Raw genomic sequence first — 16,554 nt, forward strand, 5'->3', positions numbered from 1 at the left:
TAATAATAAAAAGATAGTATTTGCTTCATTACTATTTTAAGCAATATGATTATCCACAATGATGCCAGTAGTTAAAGAATGTGGCTGTATAGTAGCAGATAACCGTTCACCGACGACAGCCCACTGCCCACAGCACGTAGAAAGAAACCTTAGCCATAATTTCTCTCGCTACTGGTAAGAAAGCGGATTTACGTATCAAGCAAAATAAAAAAGCTGCCTCCAAATGGAGAGCAGCTTTTAGCATTACCCAACTTACTATTTTTTAATAGCCGGGGTTTTGAGGGAATCCGCTGGACGTTCCTTCTGCCCGGTCGATTTGATTCTGTGGAATAGGTCTCAAAACATGGAAGTCCTTGATATTAGGAGCTCCCTGCGGATTGTACATTTTTACCCGTTCTACCAATATACCCCAGCGCTTCAAATCCAACCATCGGGTTTGCTCACCTATCAGCTCTCTTGCACGCTCTTCGGTCAGGAATTCAAAGGTCATTTCTGATTCGGATATCTCCATTTCAGCTTCTTTGCCAGGGAAGGCGGCTCTTCTCCTCACCACATTGATGTTATCGGTAGCCTCAGCTACTTTTCCCTGCATCAATTGTGCTTCGGCAAGCATCAGGTAAGTGTCTGCAAGTCGCATCGCGATATAGTCTCTACCTCCTTCAAACTGGGTACGGTCAGCTCTTCCTGGATCCATTTGCTTTCGCAGGGCCGGAAACAAACGCTCTGTATAAAGTTCCGGTGTCAGCACCTGATACGGATACTGTGCTCTTTCAGCTTCGGACATATTGTAGCCAGGCAGCCACATGGTAGTATCTCCCTGTGCGAAAGTTACCGTCTCCTTGGACTTGTCAAAAGTGGTATTATAAGTACCCGGCTTATTGGAAAGGAAAGCATCCCGATAGGATTTTTTGTACCTGGAGTCATTTGTACGATCCGCAAAGATGGTGTTCAGTGTATAATCGGTAGGTCTATATCTTTTGAAAGGCCTTCCGTTTTCTGTATCTCTCTGCATGCCTGGCTGTACATCGTACTCCATCAAGAAGAACACATGGGAATTGTTTCCTCCGCCGTTGGTCAATGGGTCCCGGGTGTATTGGGTTGACCAGATTACCTCATTATTGATTTCATTGCCAAAGGCATGCACGTCACCAAAATCAGGTAGCAATTCTAAACCATAGTTATCAATGACACTCTGTAGGTTTCGCTCTGCATCAGCATAGTCCGAAGAGGAAGCTGCCTCTGAGGTGGCTTTGGTTAGGTAAACCCTGCCTAATAAGTGCTCAGCGGCAGCCCGGGTAGCTCTACCATAATCTGAAGCTGCTGCGCTGGCTTCCAGACTAGGAATAGCAGACTCTAGATCGGCAATGATGGCCGCATAAACTGTCTCCACAGAAGCTCTGCTCACTTCCTTGGTAGGTAGTATGGTCTCACTCAGCTGCAAATCCAGCGGGCCAAAAAGCTGCACCATGATAAAGTAATGGTGAGCTCTGATAAATTTAGCCTCAGCTACGATCTTTGCGACTGCTTCCTGGCTGATTCCGGTAACTTCCGCAGATCTGTCGATTACAGCATTACAGGTGTTGATCCCTCGGTAAAACTCATCCCAAAGCTCCCGTACATGGCCGTTTTGAGAATCAAACTGATTGGTATAGGTGTTCATAAATTTCCATGAACCATCAGCCCCATTGGTGTAGATATCTGTACCAAAGATGGTGAAGTTGTTGCCCCGCTCTGTGCCATACCAGGCACGCATGGTGCTGTAGGCAGCGTTGAGGCCATCATTGAGGCCTTTTGGGGAATTCAGGTAGTCACTGCCAATCTGTGAAGTAACATCCTCATCCAAAAAGCCGCTACAGGATACTGTTCCTATAATACTTAATATAATGCCGGTTTTCTTACCCCAGCTTGTGATTTTATTTGCTAAATTTTTCATTGCTGATTAGAATTTTGCATTGATACCAAATGTGAAAGAAGTGACAGCAGGAGAGACGTTTGCGTTTACTGCACCGGCTCCCACACCTTGCTCACCGTCTAGATATACTTCTGGATCTATACCCTTATGCTCAGATCTATAGTTGGCAAAAATGAACGGCTGCTGGATACTGGTGTAAATTCTCAGCCCGGTCATACCGATTCGCTCTGCCGCTTCTGGTGTGAAATTGTAACCGAAGTTGATGTTTCTGACCTTGATGAAAGTCCCATCAAAGTATTCCATAGAACTGGCATACTTGGCACTCTCCTGGTTTACGTTTGGTCTAGGATAATCATTGGTAGGATTGTCCGGTGTCCAATAGTTGATGTCCAGGTTATTGTATCGGCCAGCCAAGCTGTTGTTTCCAGTATGGAACTGTGACCTAATCATGTAGCCGAATCTACCATATAGGAAGAATGAAAGGTCAAATCCTTTGAAATTGAATCTGTTGGTGATTCCCATCGCAAAGTCAGGAACAGCGGAGCCCAGGAACTGTCGGTCTTCGGAGTTGATCACTCCATCCTGGTTTAGATCTTCGATTTTGATTTCACCGGGTACACTGCCATAAGCAGTAGCTTCATCTAGCTCATCCAGTTGCCAGATTCCTATTTTCTTCAAATCATAGAAAACAGTCAAGGGCTGTCCGATGAACCTGCCAGCAGAAATGTCATCTCCATTTGGAAGGTCTATGATTTCCTCCGTGTTTTTAGTGAATACAAAATCAGTGGACCAGACAAAATCACCCTTCTCAATATTGAGTGTAGATAGGGTAAGTTCCACTCCTCTGTTTTGGGTTTCACCAATGTTTGTGGTATAACCACCAAATCCAATGGAATTAGGCAATGGCTGAGGAGCTAGCAGGTCGCTGGTATTGGTGATGTAATATTCCAATGAACCGAATACTCTGCTTTTCCAAATCGCGAAATCCAAACCTAAATTGAATGTGGTCGACGTTTCCCATCTCAAATCAGGATTGCCAATCGTATTGGGTCTGTAGCCAAAAGCAGGGGAGTTGTCATAAGCATAGGAAGTCCTTCCGAGCAATGCCTGCGTCTGGTATGGATTGATCGCTTGGTTACCGATAGACCCGTAAGAAACTCTCAACTTCAATTGATCAATAGAATTGGAATTTGCCAGAAAATCTTCCTTGGCAATATTCCAGCCTAAAGCTACAGAAGGGAAGTAGGCAAAGCGGTTGTTTTCACCAAATCTAGAACTTCCATCTGCTCTCAATGTCGCCGTGAACAGGTACTTGCCATCAAAATCATAGTTTAATCTACCCATAAAGGACATCAGGCTCCACTGTACCAAATTGGTATTGGCACCGGTGATTTGAGAAGCATCACCTAGTCTATGAAACAATTGGCTTTCTGCCGGAATCCCCAAAACACTGATAGAGCTTTGCTCCAAATTGTCCTCTTGAACCGACTGCAATGCAGTTAGATTCAAATTATGCTTTTCATTAAAAGTCTTGTTATAAGTCAGGATGTTTTCCAATGTGTAATTGAAGCGGAATTCTTCGAAAATGCTTCCTGTGGCATCTCCACCTCTACGGGCATTGGTCTGCGATCCTGTAAATCTCCCGTTTCGGCTGATGGTGAAATCCGGCCCGAATACCACTCTGTAGGTTAGTCCATTGGTGATTTCCCAGCTGGCAAAAATACTGTTGAAAATACGGTAATTTTTAGTCAGATCTTCCTGGGCACCGGGTACTATTTCAGCAAATGGATTAGTTCTTAAACCATCCGAAGTAGGCAGGAAGATTAGGTTGCCTTCTTCGTCAAAGGGCTTGCCCAATGGGTTTTCAGCCAAGGCTCCTCCCATGGGGTTGAAGTTTTCACCATTTCTTTCTGAATAAGAAACCAAAGTGGAAGTACCAAATTTGATCTTGTCATTGATAGCATGGTCGATGTTTGCACGGAAAGTATAGCGCGTGTAATCCTGATTGATGATCACACCTTTGTCCTTAAAGTAATTAGTAGAAACAAAGAAGGTGGTCTTGTCGCTACCGCCGCTTACGCCTACCTGATAACTTTGAATAGCTCCGTTTCGGGTCAGGGCAGAAGGGTAGTCGGTGCTTCTGCCTAGTTCTAAACTCTCTAGCTCCACCGGCTCAAAAAGGGCTGCATCAGCTTCTGGCGTGGCCGGCCCTGCTGGGTATTCCCCTGAAGTTCTTCTGGATTCTCTTTTGTATTCGGCAAATTCAGGTCCATTGAACACATCGATTCTACCCAATGATTTGTTGATTCCGTAGTATCCATCGAAGGAAACTGTGGTTTTCCCTTTTGTACCTCTCTTGGTGGTCACCAATACTACACCGTTGGACCCTCTAGATCCATAAATCGCTGTGGCAGACGCATCCTTCAGTACTTCCATGGAGGTGATATCCTGCGGGTTGATATCGTTCAATCCGCCTACAATAGGAATACCATCCACTACGTACAGGGGCTCGTTTGATGCATTGAAAGATCTTCTTCCTCGGATTCTCACCTGAGGAGCAGATCCTGGTTTGGAACCTGGCTGGGTCACATCCACCCCGGCAGCTCTACCCTGTAATGCCTGTCTGGCATCTGTGATAGGCAGTTCGGCGATTTCCTTGGACCCGACTGAGGAGATTGCCCCGGTCAGCTGGCTCTTTTTGGCTGTACCATATCCTACAACCACCACTTCTTCTAAGTCAGCAAGATCGGGGAGTAGATTAATATCTATTTTGGATTGATTCCCCACTTCTATTTCCTGTGGAGTATAGCCGATAAATGAAAAAACCAAGACTCCTCCCGAAGGAACAGCGATGGAGTATTGGCCATCTAGATCAGTAGTAGCACCAGTGGTGGTACCTTTGAGTAAAACTGTGGCTCCGGGAAGGGGAGTGCCAGTCTCGTCATAGACCGTGCCGCTGACCTGTGCATCCTGGGCCCAGCTGACCGAGGTAATAAAGCACAGTAACAGCAACGCGGTAAATCGCGTGTAAATTTTTGTTAACATAGTACGATGGGTTTATTGTTATTGATTTATTTTTTAGCACCTTATTTTTTACCGATAGTGCAAGTGATTTGACCTCTAGTAAAAAATTTGATACTAGCTATCAAGATAATCCTATTTTGATTTGGTGCCAAGGCTGGAGTAGATCGAATTACGCAATCGATTGCGCAAATAGGTAATTTCTGATTTTTAGTTAGTTAAAAAAATTAATTAACTCTATTTTGTTAGCTTATTTTATACGATTTGGATGTGCTGTGATTCATTATTGGAGCCTTTTATTTCATTTTTAAAGGCATAAAAAAATCAGCGATACAAAATTCATGTACCGCTGATTGTGCAAATATTTGTTCTGAAATTTCCTTCCTCTTCGGAAAAAAATTAAATCTTTGGTGGCTCCCAGCCTTTTTCATAGGATCGAGTCCATAGGGCAGCAGCTTTTTTAGAATTTTTAATGTGTCCATTTTTTGGATCACAGGTAAGATTTTCCCCGGTTCTATAGCTGATATTGGCCAGATGGCAAAGCAGGGTACTTACCGCTCCCTCTTCAATATTGGAGTTTTGCTTTTCCAACCCTCTGATGGAGTTAAAGAAGTTTACAATATGAATGGTGCTCATATCTCCACCACCGCCCAGGGCTGTTCCTGCTTCATTTCCACCGGAAAGATTTCTTTTGGTTTCTTTTCCTGATCGATCAAATAGTTTGTATCCACCTCGGTCTACATATACTGAGCCTTCTGTACCATAAATGATAGTTCCGCGATCCGAACCGTAAGTACTGTAGCTATTTCTGCTTTTTCCATCCCATTGGATGACAGATCCATTTTCGAATATGAAACTGGCGTCCATGGTGTCATACATTTCCCATCCGTCATCCTGAAAATGTCTTTTGTCAGCAATCACCTCAACTTGGCTTGGATAGTCTACTTGCAGTGCCCAGCGAGCTACATCCAGTTCGTGCGTGGCATTGTTTCCGGTTTCAGCCGTGCCGTAATCCCACCCATACCAGTGCCAGTTGTAGTCCCAGGTTTCTGAGGTGTAATCCCGCCTTGGGGCCGGTCCTTGGAAAAGCTCCCAGTCCAATCCTTCCGGAGCAGGTGCTGCTTTTTGAAGTGGCACAGCACCACGTCTATTGCTATAAAATGCCTTGGCCATAAAGGCTTTGCCGATTACCCCATTATGTATGGCTTCGATAATTTCACGGCTTTCAGGTGCTGACCGCTGTTGGTTACCCATTTGCACCACCTTGCCGTATTTTTTTTGCAAGGCAATCAGCAACTCTCCCTCATGGGGATTATGAGAACAGGGTTTTTCAACGTACACGTGTTTACCACGCTCCAGTGCCATCCAAGTACCTGGCGCATGCCAATGATCCGGCGTGGCTATAATCATGGTGTCCACCTCTGGATCATCCATCACTTTCATGACATTTTGCTCTAGTTTGGGGGCGTAATCTATATGCTTCGCAAAGTTTTTGGCTGCCTTTGGCATCTGAGACTCCATGGCATCGCAAAGGTACAGGAGGTTCACATTGCTGGATTTCAATCCTATAGGTTGATAGTAGGCTCCCAGTCTTCTTCCCAATCCTGCTATGGCTACATTCAAGCGCTCATTTGCTCCGATTATTCTACCGTAAGACTTGGCAGAAAAAGCCGCAGTACCTAGAGCCGAAAGGCCTAAAGATGCTGCCGCTGATTTTTTGATAAAGTCTCTTCTGTTGTTCTTCATGGTTTTTATTTTAAGCTCTTGATTTTAATATTCTTGAAGCTCACTTTATTGCCGTGATCCTGAAGTAAAATATGACCTTCTTCTGCTTCCCCGAAATTGTCCCACTTGGCATATTTACTGATCGCTACCAAGTCTCTATATTCCTGGGACCCTCTTTCATATTCTACTACTTTCACTCCGTTGAGGTAATGCGCCACCTTATTATCCGGAGTTACTACTACTCTGCCTTTATTCCATTCTCCGATTGGCTTGATAAACCTTCCCTGCTTGTCGGCTTTGATCAGGTCGTAAAGTGATGCTAGCGTTCTGTTGCCTTCTCTGCCCATTTTGGCATCAGGGTGTTTTTCATCGTCCAAAAGCTGGTATTCCAGACCAATGGCAGAGCCTACATTGCCTTCGGACAAAGTCACAAAGTATTTGACTCCTGAATTGGCTCCTTCAGTAAGCTTAAACTCAAAAGCCAAATCAAATGCCGCATAAAGATCTGTGGTAACAATATCGCCAGCGTTGGTAGATTCTCCTCCGTCAGAAGCTTCTATGGTCAGGATTCCATCATTGATGGTCCAGCCGGACTCCGGGAAGGTTTCCATTCTGGCGCCTCTCCAGCCTTCAGAATTCTGACCGTTGAAGAGCAGTTTCCACCCATTGGCTTTCTCATACTCCGTCAATGAATTCAAAGTGTTATTTACTACAAACACATCTTTGTTAAAAGGCTTTGGCTGCAGGTTCTCCGTCTGGATTTTTACATTTTTAAATGTAGTTTTTCTTCCTGCATCTTCAGGGTTTCTGATGGAATGTACCTGCAGGCCTATAAAACCCTCCTGGTCCATATCATCTACCACATAGGCTACTTCTTGGCCATTGACCCAGGTTTTGATTTCATTCCCTATGGCTTCAATTCTGTAATGGTTGAATTCTCCCATTTTAAAGGCAGATTTAGCATCAGGATTGAGGTCTAGTGGGTACAGCCAGCCTCTTCTTGCCTCATCGTACAGTCCGCCGGACCAAGCTCTTTCTGATGGATCTGCTTCGATTTGGTATCCATATACCAAGCCTTTGCCATCCCTGGCCGCAGGGTCATACTGTCCTCTGGTCATCACTCCTGAGTTGCTGGATTCGTGTTCGATTTTCAAATCCAACTCAAGAATATAATCTCCATAGGTTTCTTCGGTGATCAAAAAGGTATTTGGAGAACCTGCTACCGCAGCGCCTACAATGGCACCATCTACTACTTCAAAGGTGGCAGTTCCTGCTACCGGCTTCCAGCCAGTGAGGTCTTTTCCGTTGAATAAATTTGTCCAACCATCTTCTGCTTTCTTTTCAGCTGAGCAACTAAAAAGGACTAGTGAAGAGATTAAAACCGCGAAAAGGTTTCGGGTGTTTTTCATGATTTGAGGTATAGTTATTTGCTATAAAATTCAAGATTTAGGTGCATTGCACCAAAGAGTATTCTTCTAATTTACGCAATCGTTTGCAAGTAATCTTATTCAATACTGATGAGTGGCCATGCATGGAGGAAGAGCGGGTAAGTATCCCTGATCTTTCTTACTTTTGCGCATGCTTGATTTTAATCTCAAAGGAAAAGTTTTTATCACCTGTAAGGATCGCTCCGTTTCTTACCTAGAAAAGGAAGTTCGTGAACTTGGTTTTGTGCCTGAATCTGTCAGCAGAACAGGCTTAGAAATCTCGGCCAGTATGGAGGAGTGCATGGATCTTAACCTGCACTTGCGAACTGCCTCTCAGGTTCTATATGAAATTAAATCTTTCTACCTGCGCCATGCCAACGATATCTACAGAAGATTCAAGGCTATTCCTTGGGAGGATTACTTGGATGTGGATGGGTATTTTTCAGTGAGTTCTGTTGCTGATAATGAGAGTGTTACTACCCCGCTTATTGTGAATGTGAAGGCTAAGGATGCCATTGTGGACAGGTTTCGTGAACTGAAGGGGAGAAGGCCTGACTCTGGGTCAGACTTTGATGGATTGGTGTTTCAGGTTTTTTGGAAGGGAACCCAATGCTCCGTTTACATCAATACCTCCGGCGAGACTTTAGCCAAGCATGGGTATAGAAAGATACCGGGCAAGGCGCCTATGATGGAAGCTTTGGCGGCATCCACCATTTATGCTACTGAGTGGAATACCCGTGTGCCCTTTATCAATCCTATGTGTGGATCAGGAACTCTGGCTATAGAAGCAGCTTTGATGGCGACCAAACGATATCCCGGGCTGTTTAGGGATCACTATTCATTTCAGCATATTTTAGGATATGATGAGCAGGCATTTTTGGCCAAAAAGAAAAAGCTTGAAAATAAAATTGAAGAAATCCCTGAGTTAAAAATCATTGCCTCAGATATTTCGCTTCAGGCAATCTCCTTTGCTCAGGAAAATGCCATCACGGCAGGTGTGGATCACATGATTGAATTTGAGGTGTGTGATTTTGCAGAAACTCCCATTCCAGAAAGACCTAGAGGCGTAATCATGTTCAATCCTGAATATGGGGAAAGGCTAGGGGAGAATGCTGAGCTGGAAGAAACCTACAGGAGAATGGGGGATTTCATGAAGCAGGAATGCGCCGGGTACCGTGGCTATATTTTCACGGGAAATATGGAATTGGCTAAAAAGATTGGTCTAAAAGCAAGCCGTAGAATCGAGTTTTGGAACGGCACGATTGACTGTCGCTTACTCAAGTACGATTTGTATGCGGGGAAAAAAGATTAGGAATTTCGGAGGTAGTTTTCCCGCTGCTATTCGCAGAAAAGAAACGCAGATTAGCGCAGATCTATGAATTGTGAATCAGCGTAAATCTGCGAATTTAATCAGCGAAAATCAGCGGGAAACACTTTACGTTATTGATGATCCTCTCTCAGCCAATATGGAGTTGGCTAAAAAGATTGGTCTAAAAGCAAGCCGTAGAATCGAGTTTTGGAACGGCACGATTGACTGTCGCTTACTCAAGTACGATTTGTATGCGGGGAAAAAAGATTAGGAATTTCGGAGGTAGTTTTCCCGCTGCTATTCGCAGAAAAGAAACGCAGATTAGCGCAGATCTATGAATTGTGAATCAGCGTAAATCTGCGAATTAATCAGCGAAAATCAGCGGGAAACACTTTACCTTACTGGTGTTCCTCTCTCAGCAAATCATTCACTGTCTTCACTGGATTGAAGGTAATCAGAGGCACTTCCACGAAGATGGTGTTCCAACCGGCCATTGCGCCATTCCAAAGACCAGGTAATTCCAAGGCTTTCAGGTTTTTACCACTTTTAGATTTCTCGGTGATAAATCCTGTCATCATATCCCTGAATTCCAATAAATCAAAGGATTCACCCTTGTAGTCCCGGGTACCGCAGACCAAATCCACAGGATTGAAGTGGGTCGCTTTATTGAAGTGGTCTTTGGAGGATGGGTCATTTAAATCGATCTGGGCAGTTTCTAATATTTGTAGCGACTGGAAACCATCATCTTCCATCACCCAGAAAGGTCCGCCTCCAGGTTCTCCTGTATTTTTTACCATACCACAGACACGAATTGGTCGGTTCAGTTTCATTTTGAGAAATGCCGATTTGGCCTCCTCAGACAAGGAAGAAAAGCCTTCCGGTAGTTTGCCGCCCAATTCATTCGTGAAAACATTCGCTGCGAAACTTACACATTCTTCATCTTGTTGGCTTTCTAATCTGCGTAGTGCCTCAAAAACTTTTTCCTGAGCTTCCAGCAGCAATCCGCCAATGGCCATTTTGTAATCTACCGTAGTGGGCTTCAAACGGTCCGGCACTACATTGTCTATGTTTTTGATGAAAATAAGATCTGCCGAGATATCATTCAGGTTTTCTAGCAAAGCTCCATGACCGGCAGGTCTGAAAAGTATGCTGTCGTCATCTTCGGTAAAGGGTGTGTTGTCCATATTTACCGCAATGGTATCGGTGGACTTCTTTTGTTGGGAATATGATATCTGGAAAGTACATCCATGTTCTTTTTCAAGAGCGGGAAGGATGGCGTCTATTTCAACTTTGAATTTGGACTCATGTTCTGGAGAAACGGTGAAGTGGATTTTCACTGTGTTCCCTTTGCCTTTGGCATATTGAATGCCTTCAATCAAATGCTCATAGGCGGGAGTTCTACGCTGATCCGTATAGCTATGAAATTTTAGTAAGCCTTTCGGTAAGTTGCCATACCCCAAGCCTTCATCCAAAAGCAAGGCTGCTAAAATACCTTTGTAATCCTTGGTGTCAAGTTTCAAGTTGATGCTGCTCCCTTCAGCTTCCAGCACCTCATTCAGATCATCGTAAAAGGCGAAGTTCTCGATATTGTTCATGAACTTTTGCACAAAAGCTGATTTGGAGAGGTCTCCGTCACCATCTAAGAAGGCAAATAAATCTTTAAACATTCTGGAAGCGGCTCCAGAAGCAGGAACGAACTTTAAGACTTCTACTTTAGAGGCTTTTTCCGGATAGGTCATTAAGTAATGTCTTAACTCCTTATCGCTCAAAACTTTTATTCCATTTCCAGGTGTGGCAGGGGCGGTAATGTTTAGAAATGGAAAGCCATTCTCGAAATGTTGTATTTGTTGTGCTACAGTGTCAGGGTTCATTCCCTGAGACAAAATCTTTGTTTTTAAGGCTGCGTCCATGGTTTTTGGGTTGTAAAAATGATAACTCAAGATAGCAGGCTAATTTACTTTGCTCAAACTTGAGCGCTACTTTTTGAGATTTATTTTCAAATCATCTTACTAAATCCCCATCCTTTTCATGAATTCTTCTCGTTTGGAATTCGATATACTTACCTGCTTATCATTATTCATCACGATGTAGCCTCCTTCTGATTTGATAAATTTTTTAACCTCATCCAGATTGATCAGAAAACTATTGTGAACCCGCATGAAATTCATGTCAGCAAGAAGGGTTTCATACTCTTTGAGATTCTTGCTGACCACCAATTTGCGGTTGTCAGTCAAATGAAAGTCCGTGTAGGAGCCATTCGCTTCGCAATAGCTGATATGATTGGCAGGGATAAATTCCATCCCCTCAGCCGTAGAAAGACAAATCCTCCGGTTTTCAGGATTTGATATTTGAAAATTCATAAGAAGATTCTCCAGCATATGCTGTCTGGACTCTGACGCTATCAGTGCATTTACTTTTTGAACTGCCGCTAACAATTCATCCAAGTCGATCGGTTTCAGAAGGTAGTCTATTGAACTGTATTTAATTGCCCTGATGGCATAGTGCTCAAAAGCCGTCGTGAATATCAAGTGAAAATCCAGATGTTTTACCTGTTGGATCACGTCGAATCCGGTGCCAGTCTGAAGCTCAATATCCATGAACACCAAGTTGGGTCGTAAAGAAGAGATCTTTTCTATTGCTTCTTCTACATTGGAGGCCGTTTCTACTAGCTCCACCTGAGGACAGTATTCTGTCAAAAATGCTTTGAGGGTCTCCCTGCTATGGAATTCATCCTCTACGATGATCACTTGCAATGTTTTCATTGTTTTGGAATTTTGATGCTCACTTTTGTTCCTTGTTCTAGATCTTCTATTTGTATGTAATCTTCTGAAGAAGTCCATTTATTCCCCAGCCGCAATCTTTCGAAGGTAAGGTTCATTCCTCGGGAAGGTCGGTAGTTTGTCCCTTTCAGTGCTGCGGCGGCTTTTCTTCCTATTCCATTGTCTTCTACTTCGCAGAGGATGAATTCTTTTTGATCGAAAAATCGGATTGTTAGTTTCTTTTCAGGAGACTTTTTCGTCATGAGTCCATGTTTGATGGAATTCTCTACGAAGGGCTGTACAATCATCATTGGCACCTCTTCATAGCACAAATTAGAGTCTTTTGGCACGATAACTTCATATAAAAAAGCATGGTCAAATCGCAACGATTCCAGATCCAGGTAAACTTTCAATAGCTCTATCTCTTTTTCTAAAGTGACATGAACATCTATAGAATTTTCCAAAACCTGACGTACAAACTTGCTGAACTTAGAGAGGTATTTTAAAGCGGCCTCTTTTTGTCCGCTGCTAATTAAGTATTGGATGGAGCTCAGGCTGTTGAAAATAAAGTGGGGATTGATTTGTGCCCGGAGTGCACCGAGTTTAGTCTGAAACGTTTCCCGCTCTGCTTCTCTTTTTTCTGTAATAATAGTCTTGATTTTATAAGAAAGGCCTAGTGCGAAAATGGTGCTCTCGATTGCGGATCCAGTGACCATATAGTCCAAATCCAATAAGAACATAGTCAGCAACGCTCCCGTCGTGAAAACTATGGTGCCCGCAATCACGAAATATACCAGTTTTCCTTTGTAGAATTTCCACAAATATCCTACTCCAACAAAGGCAAAAGTGGCCATGAAATACCTTTGCCAATTCATAAGTGTAGCCTGCAGCGGACTATAAGGATTGAAAATGATAATTAAACTTACTACTACGAGAAAAGTGCAAAGTAAAACTATTATGCCTTTGACAACGCGATCAAATTTTGGCAGATGCTTTGGGAATTCAAGAAAATGCCGAATGAAAAGTAGATAGAAAGTATTGATGCAAACCTGAGCAACAGTGGTGAACCAAAAGAAAAAATGACTGTGTTCGTAACCGAAATTTGCAGCTAGGTAAGGGCTTATTCTGGAATAATAAATTAGTTGGAACAAGAGAAAAAGGCCGTAATAAATGTATTGGCGCTCTTTCATATTGAAAAATAAAATCAAGTTGAACACCATCAGCACTGAGGCTACTCCCAAAAAGAAAAATGCCAAAACTTGACTTTTGAAAGAGCTAATACTCAAAAAAGTAGAAAATAACAGATGGTCTTCGGGAGTGCTGAAGGCAAAAGTTTTATTGGAAAGATTGGGAGTCGCTCTTAGAAACTCGGACAGCACATAAATCTTTGTCCCATCAATTAAATCTTTGACTGCCAGTGGGATATAAAATGGACTTTCCAGGTTAGTTCGTTGAAGCGCATTTTGTTCCAAGGTACTGTAAACCAAGGGCAGGAGTACTCCATTTCTATCAATATAAACTGCCCCTTTTTCCACTCCATAGGGATAAAAATAGATAGAATCGTGTCCAGAGATTTTGCTCTGCTGATCACTTAGATCGATTTCAAACCAATACTGAATGCCTGATTTCGCAATACCCAGATTTTCTGTTGATCCATACATTCCCCTACGACCAAAATCAACCGCCTCGTTGATTTTAATAACGGAGTCAATTTGAAGGACTTTTGGGTGTAAAGGCTCTTGATGGATTATCGGTTTTTCTTGCGCAAGAATAGCATGGTCAATCAAAAAGTAAAAAAGCAGAAAAATGTAAAATGCCTTCATTTATGGGCTAGATTGGGAAAAATAAGTTTTACAGACTTTAAAGTACTACTCTTATCCTGGGCAGTTCTTTCTACTACCTCTGATCGTATTTCGAACGGTCGTATTTCATTTAATAAACTCACATATTCTTGCCAAGGAGTTAAGCTTTTGAAATAGTTTGAAGTCTCATCCTGATGGTTCAAAGAGCTCAAATTATTGATCATTACATTGAATTTAACTTCTGTTGGCGAGATATGAAAACCTAATTCTATTTCAGAATTTCCATTTGATTTGGAAATGTTTTCCTCTAATAAGTTTTCGATTAGGCTTTGGACTATAATAGCAGGGATTCTTGCCTGAGGATGATTCTTTATGTTTCCAGATGAAATTTTGTAGATGAGCTTGTTTTCATATCGCAATTTTTGGAGCTGTAGATACCAATCTAGCATTTGTAGCTCTTCCTTTACTAATACAGATTCTTTGTCTATCTGACCCATGAAATAGCGGAGAAGCTTCCCAAATACACTCAGGAACCGTAAGGACTTTATCTTGTCCTCCAATATAATATAGTGTTGAATCGCATTCAGAGAATTGAATACAAAATGGGGGCTAAGCTGCGCGGAAAGCACTTCCATTTGTAGTTTGGTGGCTTTTTGTTTGATTTTCCATCGTTCCAATTCAGACTCTTTGATAGTTTCCAGTGCTCTAATATGTGCTATTCTCCCAGCGTAAATGGAAGCCACCGCAAGGAGTATTTTCAGGTGTTGATTGGTGAAAAAATCAGGCTGGGAGTTTTCACTGTCAATTACCCCAATCACCTTTCCCATGAGTAAGATAGGGACGGCAATTTCAGAAAGTCTGCAAACATCGTCTTTGATGTAGTTGGGTTCGAGTCGGGTATCAGCTATTAGTCTTGGAATCCCTGTAGATGCTACCTGTCCAGTAATACCTTCTCCTATTTTTATTCTTAGGGGATTCAGTATTTTTTTACCTTCTGGATTTTTGGGGCCAATAGCAGCTTTCTGCTCTAGGTATTCACCGGTACGATCTAACAAATAGACCACAGCATCTTCAAAATCTAGGATGGAAATACAATTTTTTACCATATCCCAAAGAATTTCTTCCTCAGTCTCCAACTCGGTTATTGAATCGGAAAAGTGAAGTAGAATCTCTTCGATTTCAGCAGGACTGATAGGTGTTTTGCGATTTTTCACTAAGTAATCAATTTAAACTTCTGGTAAGAATTTTACCGGGGCTAAGAATTGAAATCTACTTATTCCACTTGTCAAAAAGTAAGACTATTAATGAATGGTGCTTTTCGATTGATGAAATTAGGTTTTCAATTGATAGCCTGATTTTTGGCTTAAAATCCCTTTAAATCAGTGTTTTATCAGATTTTTTCGGCTATCAATCAGAATCGTGTATTCATCAATCCGAATAGCTAATTCATCGATTTGGCAAAAATTATTGGTTGGCCTGCAGCTAAGTTTGAAGTGTTCGAAGAGAAAAGCTCTTCAGTAAAAGCAACCAATTAAATTTTATAAAATCATGAAAAAGTATCTTTTTATTATCGGAGTGGGAGCCATGTTAATCAGCACATCATGTGATCCACAGAATGAAGAATCTTTATTTTCTGACGTAGATCAGGCAGTACTAGAAAGTAAGGAAGGTGACCCAAATGCCAGGTTAGGAAGAAACGATGGGTTTGCTCAGCAGAAGCTTGCCATTAATTATGAAGTTGCCGAGAAGGCCTATTATGCGGTGATGAGAGAATTACCGCCGAATAAAGTTAAAGCCATCATGGCATCAAGTGATGACCAAGCCTATGTACTGAAAAATGTGATCATATCCTCAATGAAAATTTTTGACGAAACGGTGATGGATAATGGACATAAGATAAGTGACTTAGCCAAAAGGAACCATGCTGCCTTGGCGGGAGACGAGCACGAAATAGAGTATGACCTGACTGCTGGTGCCTTGAGAGCTGCTTCTGGATACCTTAAAATTGGAGATATCAAAGGAGAATCCACAGATCATACTTACCCAGTGGCTGAAATTTTTGAATGGATAGGCAATGGCAAAGCTGGAAGAAAAGGTAACCCTTGGAATGATAGCATACCACCTGTAAAAGCACCGGAAGCAGCTGGCCTTGGTGAGTTTATTTTGGGTCTTAGTCCGAGAAATAGTGATCCTCAAAGTCTAAATGAAGGTCTAAACCAACTTGAAATTGATTCTGGAATGGATCCTGTGTTAGCTGCCCTTTTACTTCCTGCTATTCAAAAAGTACGCGAAGCAGCGAAGCCAAATCCTAAGTCAAGAGGAAAAGCAGATATTCTAATTGAAAGTTTATCGAATTATGGGCTAGATCCTGAGGCTGACTTAAGTGCCATGTATCAAATAGGCGGAATGGGAGCTATAGGCTTACTTGCAAGTGAGGATTACGACTCTGAAGGAGATGTGGATTGGGCTGCTATCCAGTTAAATAGAAAGAAATTTGAGTTTGAAATGTATCTACTGTGGGAAAAATTCTGGGACAAACATCACACCGATCCAACTACAGGTAGGTAATTATTAAACACCTAATTAATTCAAAAAGCTC

10 protein-coding genes and 1 pseudogene are annotated in these 16,554 nt (G+C 42.4%); 3 read left to right on the plus strand and 8 right to left on the minus strand.

The genetic code is table 11. The features are described 5' to 3' along the window. Positions 1 to 262: 262 nt before the first annotated feature. From PBT90_RS06885 to PBT90_RS06900, 4 genes are all read right to left on the minus strand, one after another. Complete coding sequence (locus tag PBT90_RS06885) at positions 263 to 1,933, minus strand: RagB/SusD family nutrient uptake outer membrane protein (protein ID WP_264809647.1); 1,671 nt, start codon at positions 1,931 to 1,933, stop codon at positions 263 to 265. 6 nt (positions 1,934 to 1,939) lie between these two features. Then, on the minus strand, positions 1,940 to 4,957 hold the full coding sequence (locus PBT90_RS06890; RefSeq protein ID WP_270132327.1) for a SusC/RagA family TonB-linked outer membrane protein: 3,018 nt from the start codon (positions 4,955 to 4,957) through the stop codon (positions 1,940 to 1,942). Positions 4,958 to 5,332: 375 nt separating this feature from the next. Then, entirely contained in the window at positions 5,333 to 6,679 is a 1,347-nt protein-coding gene (locus tag PBT90_RS06895) for a Gfo/Idh/MocA family protein (RefSeq protein WP_264809649.1), read from the minus strand. Between the two features lie 5 nt (positions 6,680 to 6,684). Continuing rightward, entirely contained in the window at positions 6,685 to 8,067 is a 1,383-nt protein-coding gene (locus PBT90_RS06900; RefSeq protein WP_270132330.1) for a 3-keto-disaccharide hydrolase, read from the minus strand. Between the two features lie 169 nt (positions 8,068 to 8,236). Here PBT90_RS06900 and PBT90_RS06905 point away from each other — a divergent pair, with 169 nt between their 5' ends. Then, positions 8,237 to 9,397 (plus strand): THUMP domain-containing class I SAM-dependent RNA methyltransferase, encoded by a 1,161-nt coding sequence (locus tag PBT90_RS06905; RefSeq protein ID WP_264809651.1) that lies wholly within the window; start codon positions 8,237 to 8,239, stop codon positions 9,395 to 9,397. Between the two features lie 145 nt (positions 9,398 to 9,542). Then, a pseudogene (locus PBT90_RS20485) lies at positions 9,543 to 9,665 on the plus strand (class I SAM-dependent RNA methyltransferase); the annotation flags it as partial. 127 nt (positions 9,666 to 9,792) lie between these two features. Here the strand turns inward: PBT90_RS20485 and PBT90_RS06915 are convergent. The 4 genes from PBT90_RS06915 to PBT90_RS06930 all read right to left on the minus strand — a co-directional run bounded on the left by PBT90_RS06915 (position 9,793) and on the right by PBT90_RS06930 (position 15,169). After that, the gene (locus PBT90_RS06915) at positions 9,793 to 11,304 is read right to left on the minus strand and encodes a DUF4301 family protein (protein ID WP_264809652.1); all 1,512 of its coding nucleotides are present in this window, start codon (positions 11,302 to 11,304) and stop codon (positions 9,793 to 9,795) included. 99 nt (positions 11,305 to 11,403) lie between these two features. Then, on the minus strand, positions 11,404 to 12,156 hold the full coding sequence (locus PBT90_RS06920; protein ID WP_264809653.1) for a LytR/AlgR family response regulator transcription factor: 753 nt from the start codon (positions 12,154 to 12,156) through the stop codon (positions 11,404 to 11,406). Beyond that, on the minus strand, positions 12,153 to 13,976 hold the full coding sequence (locus PBT90_RS06925) for a sensor histidine kinase (RefSeq protein ID WP_264809654.1): 1,824 nt from the start codon (positions 13,974 to 13,976) through the stop codon (positions 12,153 to 12,155). Before PBT90_RS06925 ends, PBT90_RS06920 begins: the two co-directional genes overlap by 4 nt. Next, positions 13,973 to 15,169: a histidine kinase gene (locus tag PBT90_RS06930; RefSeq protein WP_264809656.1), complete on the minus strand. Its 1,197-nt coding sequence runs from the start codon at positions 15,167 to 15,169 to the stop codon at positions 13,973 to 13,975. Before PBT90_RS06930 ends, PBT90_RS06925 begins: the two co-directional genes overlap by 4 nt. Positions 15,170 to 15,503: 334 nt before the next feature. Between PBT90_RS06930 and PBT90_RS06935 the strand changes: the two genes are divergently transcribed. After that, a complete protein-coding gene (locus PBT90_RS06935) occupies positions 15,504 to 16,523 on the plus strand; it encodes a hypothetical protein (RefSeq protein WP_264809657.1) in 1,020 nt (339 codons plus the stop codon). Positions 16,524 to 16,554: the final 31 nt, after the last annotated feature.

It is taken from the genome of Algoriphagus sp. TR-M9 (assembly GCF_027594545.1).
GTDB classification, from domain to species: Bacteria; Bacteroidota; Bacteroidia; order Cytophagales; family Cyclobacteriaceae; genus Algoriphagus; species Algoriphagus halophytocola.

Bases quoted from the DNA above. Each gene is read 5' to 3' on its own strand.
- PBT90_RS06885 (WP_264809647.1), bottom strand. From the start codon at position 1,933: ATGAAAAATTTAGCAAATAAAATCACAAGCTGGGGTAAGAAAACCGGC.
- PBT90_RS06915 (WP_264809652.1), bottom strand. From the start codon at position 11,304: ATGGACGCAGCCTTAAAAACAAAGATTTTGTCTCAGGGAATGAACCCT.
- PBT90_RS06920 (WP_264809653.1), bottom strand. From the start codon at position 12,156: ATGAAAACATTGCAAGTGATCATCGTAGAGGATGAATTCCATAGCAGG.
- PBT90_RS06935 (WP_264809657.1), top strand. From the start codon at position 15,504: ATGAAAAAGTATCTTTTTATTATCGGAGTGGGAGCCATGTTAATCAGC.
- PBT90_RS06895 (WP_264809649.1), bottom strand. From the start codon at position 6,679: ATGAAGAACAACAGAAGAGACTTTATCAAAAAATCAGCGGCAGCATCT.
- PBT90_RS06900 (WP_270132330.1), bottom strand. From the start codon at position 8,067: ATGAAAAACACCCGAAACCTTTTCGCGGTTTTAATCTCTTCACTAGTC.
- PBT90_RS06925 (WP_264809654.1), bottom strand. From the start codon at position 13,976: ATGAAGGCATTTTACATTTTTCTGCTTTTTTACTTTTTGATTGACCAT.
- PBT90_RS06905 (WP_264809651.1), top strand. From the start codon at position 8,237: ATGCTTGATTTTAATCTCAAAGGAAAAGTTTTTATCACCTGTAAGGAT.
- PBT90_RS06890 (WP_270132327.1), bottom strand. From the start codon at position 4,957: ATGTTAACAAAAATTTACACGCGATTTACCGCGTTGCTGTTACTGTGC.